Source organism: Frankia sp. AiPs1 (assembly GCF_023716945.1).
GTDB lineage: Bacteria > Actinomycetota > Actinomycetes > Frankiales > Frankiaceae > Frankia.
Genome location: NZ_JAMQQF010000495.1, coordinates 1 through 4,498 on the forward strand (window position 1 = coordinate 1; position 4,498 = coordinate 4,498).

The following is a 4,498-nucleotide window of genomic DNA, read 5'->3' on the forward strand; positions in this document are numbered from 1 at the left end:
CGCCCAGTTGCGGGGCCGCGCGCGGCGGGTCGTCGAGCACCGCCTCGACCGCGAGGAGCGCCGGCTCGCGGACATGCGGGGCCGCCCGGTCCTCGCGGCGCCCGCCCGCGATCTCGCCCGGCGCTCGGACGACGTGGCCGCCCTGTTGGCCCGTTCCCGCCGCTGCGTGCAGCACGCCCTGGAGGTCGCGGCGCGTGATCTGGTTGCCACCCGTGCCCGGGTGCGGGCGCTGTCCCCGGCGGCGACCCTCGACCGCGGGTACGCCGTCGCGCAACGCTCGGCCGACGGCGCGGTCGTGCGCGATCCCGCGGAGGTCGGATCCGGCGAGCGCCTCGTCATACGGGTGGCGGGCGGCGCGTTCGGAGCCGCGGTCATCGGGGACTGAACCGGCGCCGTTCATCACGCCGGCCGATCGTCACGCCGGCCGATCGTCATGCCGGTGGTTCGTCGCGCCGGCCGATCGACGCGCCGGTGGTTGGCGCGGGTCGGCGTCAGGCGGGGCGGTCGGGATCGGCGGCGGCGAGCCGGGCGCGGGCGCCGTCGAGCAGCGCCTGGCAGGTCCGGGCCAGCTCCTCGCCGCGCTCCCACAGCGCCAGCGACTGCTCCAGCGTCACCCCGCCGGCCTCGAGTTGGCGGACGACCTCCTCCAACTCGGCGCGGGCGATCTCATAACTGATCGGAGCCGCCTGGGTGCCGTCGGTGCCGGGAGAGTCGCCGACCGTCGTGGATCCAGGACTTTCAGACATCGCCACCTCCGCGCCCTCGCATACCCAATTCCCGGCCAATGCGCTGCCATGGCCCGTTCGTGACGCCTCGTGCCGCTGCGCGGCTCGGGCGCAATTCGACGTGGCGTGTCACGAGTATTCCCGACCGGCTCCGGCGCCACGCCGAGTGCCACTCGAGCCGGAAATTCGGCACTCCGTCGGCGCAACGTGGTATCAATCAGGCGACAATCATGGTCGTAGCGGGTTGGCTCGGCGGAGATCCATAGTACAAGGTCACTGCAGGACGTTTCAGATTGGTGGCGGTTCGCGAATCTGCGGGCCCCACTCGGCTGACCGCCCGTCCGCTTCGGGCGGTCCGGAGGTACACCACATGCCCGGCGCACGTCCGTCGCTCCGACGCCAGGCCGTCGGTGGTCGCTCCCGGGGGCAGGTTCCATCCGCCTCCCCGGGAGGTCCGGTCCTGCTGCGGCACGACCTCGCCGGCACGGCGTCTCGCGACGCCAGTTCCATCGATCAGGGCGGCCGGGGTGGCCGGTCCAACCGGCGCACCCCGGCCGGCGGGCCGCTGCTGCGGCGCGCGGCCGGTCTCATCCTCGGGCTGGCGGTCCTCATCCCGGCGGCTACCGCCTGGGACGGCTCACCCGGATCCCACGGGAATCCCGCGCCGTCCGGGCGGCCTCCCGTCGCCGCCGGGACCAGCCAGCACTGAGGTAGTCGAGGCCGGCCTCGTTACCGCAGCGATTATCCGGTGATACTGGATACCCGGGCCCGCAGGTCCGGGTATCCAGCCCGCGGAGCCGATCCCGGCCGGCGTCGACTCCGGCCCATGCGGCGGTCAATTCCGCACCGGGATACAGACCATTCATTAAAATACGGACCAGTGGTCAGAATCTCGACCAATTTCCAGAATCAGGCGGCCGCCACCGGATGGCAGGCACCGCCGGATCCTCAGTTCCCGCGGGTCAAGGTTAGGTAGCCGCGGTCTGAAGGTCTCGCGGAACGTCAGGTGCCGCTGGGCTGCACCGCCTGGACCGGCTGGAGTGACTCGGCGAGGGCGACCAGGTCCGCCTGGGACGCGCCGCCCTTCCCGTCGCCGCCGTCGTCGACGACCACGGTGAGGCCCCCGTCGATCCGGCTGAGGGCGAGATGACCGTCATCGCCCGGGCGCTGCTCCCAGGGGACCCCGTCGACGTCCATCGTCCCGCGCGCCGGGCGGTTGCCGAGCAGCTTCTGCACCGCGTTCGGCGCGTTGCTTTCCCGCAGCCGGGCGTACGTCCGGTGGCCGGACCGGTCGACGACGTACCCGATGGTCGCCTCGGCCACGTTGCCACCGTCGGAGCTGCCGGTGGGGCCGGTCAGCCGCAGCGAGGTCGCCTTCCAGTACCCGGGCAGCCCGGTGGGAGCGAGCGGGGTGTAGGGCGTCTGCCGGGCGAAGGCCGCCATCGGCTCGGCCGTCTCGACGGTCTTGACCGCCGACTCGTCGCCGCCGCGCGGCATCACGAAGATGACGAAGACCAGAACGCCCGCCATGACCGCGGCGAGGGAGAGGACCATGTCTCTGATCGTTTCCTGGCCGCGTCGCTGTCGTTGTGCCACGCCCCCATCTTCCAGGTCTCGGCGGGGTGATGGTGGCCCGGGACCGGTTTGGACGGCCCTTTGCGGCGCGGGTGTGGTCGGAATCTCGCCCACAGCGAGCCGTGGTCCACGCGCAACGTCGACGGGCGGCCGTCACGCCCCCTCCGCGTGACGGCCGCCCGATCGAAGCGTTTGACGCCTGCATGCACCGGAAGGTTGCGCGCAGGTTTTCGACTCCTGGCCTGTCACGCGAGCGACAGTCCGGGTGCCCCGGTTCGCCTGACGGCGGTCGATGCTCCGGAATACGATCATCGGGGTGTAGACCGCCGTGTGGCTGCGTATCTCGGGCGCCTGCGGGGTGGCCGAACTAGGCTCACGGCCGTGCCTTCCGCTCCCGATGCCCTCGCCGCCAGGTCCTCCGACTCCTCGGCTGTGCCCGACACGCTGGCCGTGCAGGGGCAGGCCCCGGACCGCAACCTTGCCCTCGAGCTCGTCCGGGTGACCGAGGCCGCCGCGCTTGCCGCCGCGCGCTGGGTCGGCCGCGGCGACAAGAACGGCGCGGACGGCGCCGCCGTCGACGCGATGCGTCGGCTCGTCGGCACCGTCTCGATGCGTGGCGTCGTCGTCATCGGTGAGGGGGAGAAGGACGAGGCCCCGATGCTGTTCAACGGCGAGCAGGTCGGCTCGGGTGAGGGCCCGGAGTGCGACGTCGCGGTCGACCCGGTCGACGGCACGACGCTCACGGCCAAGGGCATGAACAACGCCGTGTCCGTCATGGCGGTCAGCGAGCGCGGCTCGATGTACGACGCGAGTGCCTGCTTCTACATGGACAAGCTGGTCACCGGGCCGGAGGCGGCCGACGTCGTCGACATCACCGCCTCCGTCGAGGACAACATCCGGGCCGTGGCGAAGGCGAAGGCGATCCATCCCCGCGACGTCACCGTGGTCGTCCTGGACCGGCCCCGGCACGCCGAGCTCGTCGAGCAGATTCGCGCCGCCGGCGCCCGGGTGAAGCTCATCTCCGACGGCGACGTCGCCGGTGCCGTGATGGCCGCCTCCGCCGACACCGGCGTCGACCTGCTTCTCGGCGTCGGTGGCACGCCCGAGGGGATCATCACCGCCTGCGCCGTGACGTGCCTCGGCGGGGTGATCCAGGGCCGGCTGTGGCCCAAGGACGAGGCCGAGCGCAGCAAGGTCGTCGCCCTCGGGCACGACCCGGAGCGGGTGTTGTCCACGCGGGACCTGGTAGCCAGCGACAACGTCTTCTTCGTCGCGACCGGGATCACAGATGGTGAGCTGCTGGCCGGGGTACGGTACCGCCCGGGCGGCGCAAACACGTCGTCGCTGGTGATGCGCTCCCGCTCGGGCACAATTCGCCGGGTCGACAGTCAGCATCAGCTCACCAAGCTGCAGGCGTACTCCACCGTTCCGTTCTGATCTCATCCCGGGGAGGCGATCGCGTGGCGCGGCTGTCTCCCGCGGAGCTGTTCGTCCGGCTCGACCGGCCGGGGCCGCATGGCAGTGCGGCGGAGGTCCGCACGCTGCCCGCCGCCGCACGCCGGTTCCTCGCCCACCCCCGGCCGCCTGTCCTGCTCGGCTGCGTGGGGACGCTCGCCGCGGTGCGCGTGGGCCGTGGGCCGTGGCGAGCGCGTGACACCCGCGTCGCCGTGGCCGCCGCCCTCGCCCAGCCGTTCGTGGAATGGGGCGTCCACCGGCTGTTGCTGCACGCCCGCCCGGCCAGCCGGCTGGGCGCCGTCGGCTACCAGCTTGCCGGCTACGGGCACGAGCAGCACCACCGTGATCCGACCGACCTGGACACGATGTTCCTGCGCCCCCGCGAGGTCATCACCGGAACGGCCGTGGCCGCCCTGCCCGCGCTGCTCGGACCGCCCTGGGCGGCGACGGGGGCGCTGTGCGCGGGCGTGGGCGTCCTCGCCTACGACTGGACGCACTTCCTCATCCACACCCGAGTCCCGCCGCACACGGGGTACTACCGGCGGCTCTGGCGCGGCCATCGGCTGCACCACTACCGCAACGAGCGTTACTGGCTTGGCGTGACCAGCCCCCTCGGGGATCTGGCGCTACGAACGAACCCTCCGCGGGACGCCGTGGAGCTCTCCGCGACCGCCCACGGCCTCGCCGCCTCCGCTCCCACGGCCGGCCCGCCGCTCGGCTGAGCCCGCCGCTCGGCCGAGCCC

The 4,498-nt window shown here is 72.7% G+C and carries 6 protein-coding genes; 4 read left to right on the forward strand and 2 right to left on the reverse strand.

Annotated elements, in window-relative coordinates; translation table 11 throughout:
- A partial coding sequence (locus ND748_RS25985) for an exodeoxyribonuclease VII large subunit (RefSeq protein ID WP_285902711.1) occupies positions 1-385 on the forward strand: 385 nt, incomplete at its 5' end.
- A gap of 106 nt (positions 386-491) precedes the next feature.
- Here ND748_RS25985 and ND748_RS25990 read toward each other — a convergent pair.
- On the reverse strand, positions 492-746 hold the full coding sequence (locus ND748_RS25990; protein ID WP_251748756.1) for an exodeoxyribonuclease VII small subunit: 255 nt from the start codon (positions 744-746) through the stop codon (positions 492-494).
- A 349-nt stretch (positions 747-1,095) separates the two neighbouring features.
- Here ND748_RS25990 and ND748_RS25995 point away from each other — a divergent pair, with 349 nt between their 5' ends.
- Positions 1,096-1,434: a hypothetical protein gene (locus tag ND748_RS25995; RefSeq protein ID WP_251748758.1), complete on the forward strand. Its 339-nt coding sequence runs from the start codon at positions 1,096-1,098 to the stop codon at positions 1,432-1,434.
- Positions 1,435-1,727: 293 nt separating this feature from the next.
- Here ND748_RS25995 and ND748_RS26000 read toward each other — a convergent pair whose 3' ends face one another.
- Positions 1,728-2,321 carry a DUF4245 domain-containing protein gene (locus ND748_RS26000; RefSeq protein WP_308205728.1) on the reverse strand — a complete coding sequence of 198 codons (594 nt, stop codon included), beginning with the start codon at positions 2,319-2,321 and terminating at the stop codon, positions 1,728-1,730.
- A 360-nt stretch (positions 2,322-2,681) separates the two neighbouring features.
- Here ND748_RS26000 and glpX point away from each other — a divergent pair, with 360 nt between their 5' ends.
- Positions 2,682-3,737, forward strand: coding sequence for a class II fructose-bisphosphatase (glpX, locus tag ND748_RS26005; protein WP_251748762.1), 1,056 nt, complete (start codon positions 2,682-2,684; stop codon positions 3,735-3,737).
- Positions 3,738-3,760: 23 nt separating this feature from the next.
- Positions 3,761-4,477, forward strand: coding sequence for a sterol desaturase family protein (locus tag ND748_RS26010; protein WP_251748764.1), 717 nt, complete (start codon positions 3,761-3,763; stop codon positions 4,475-4,477).
- Positions 4,478-4,498 lie beyond the last annotated feature (21 nt).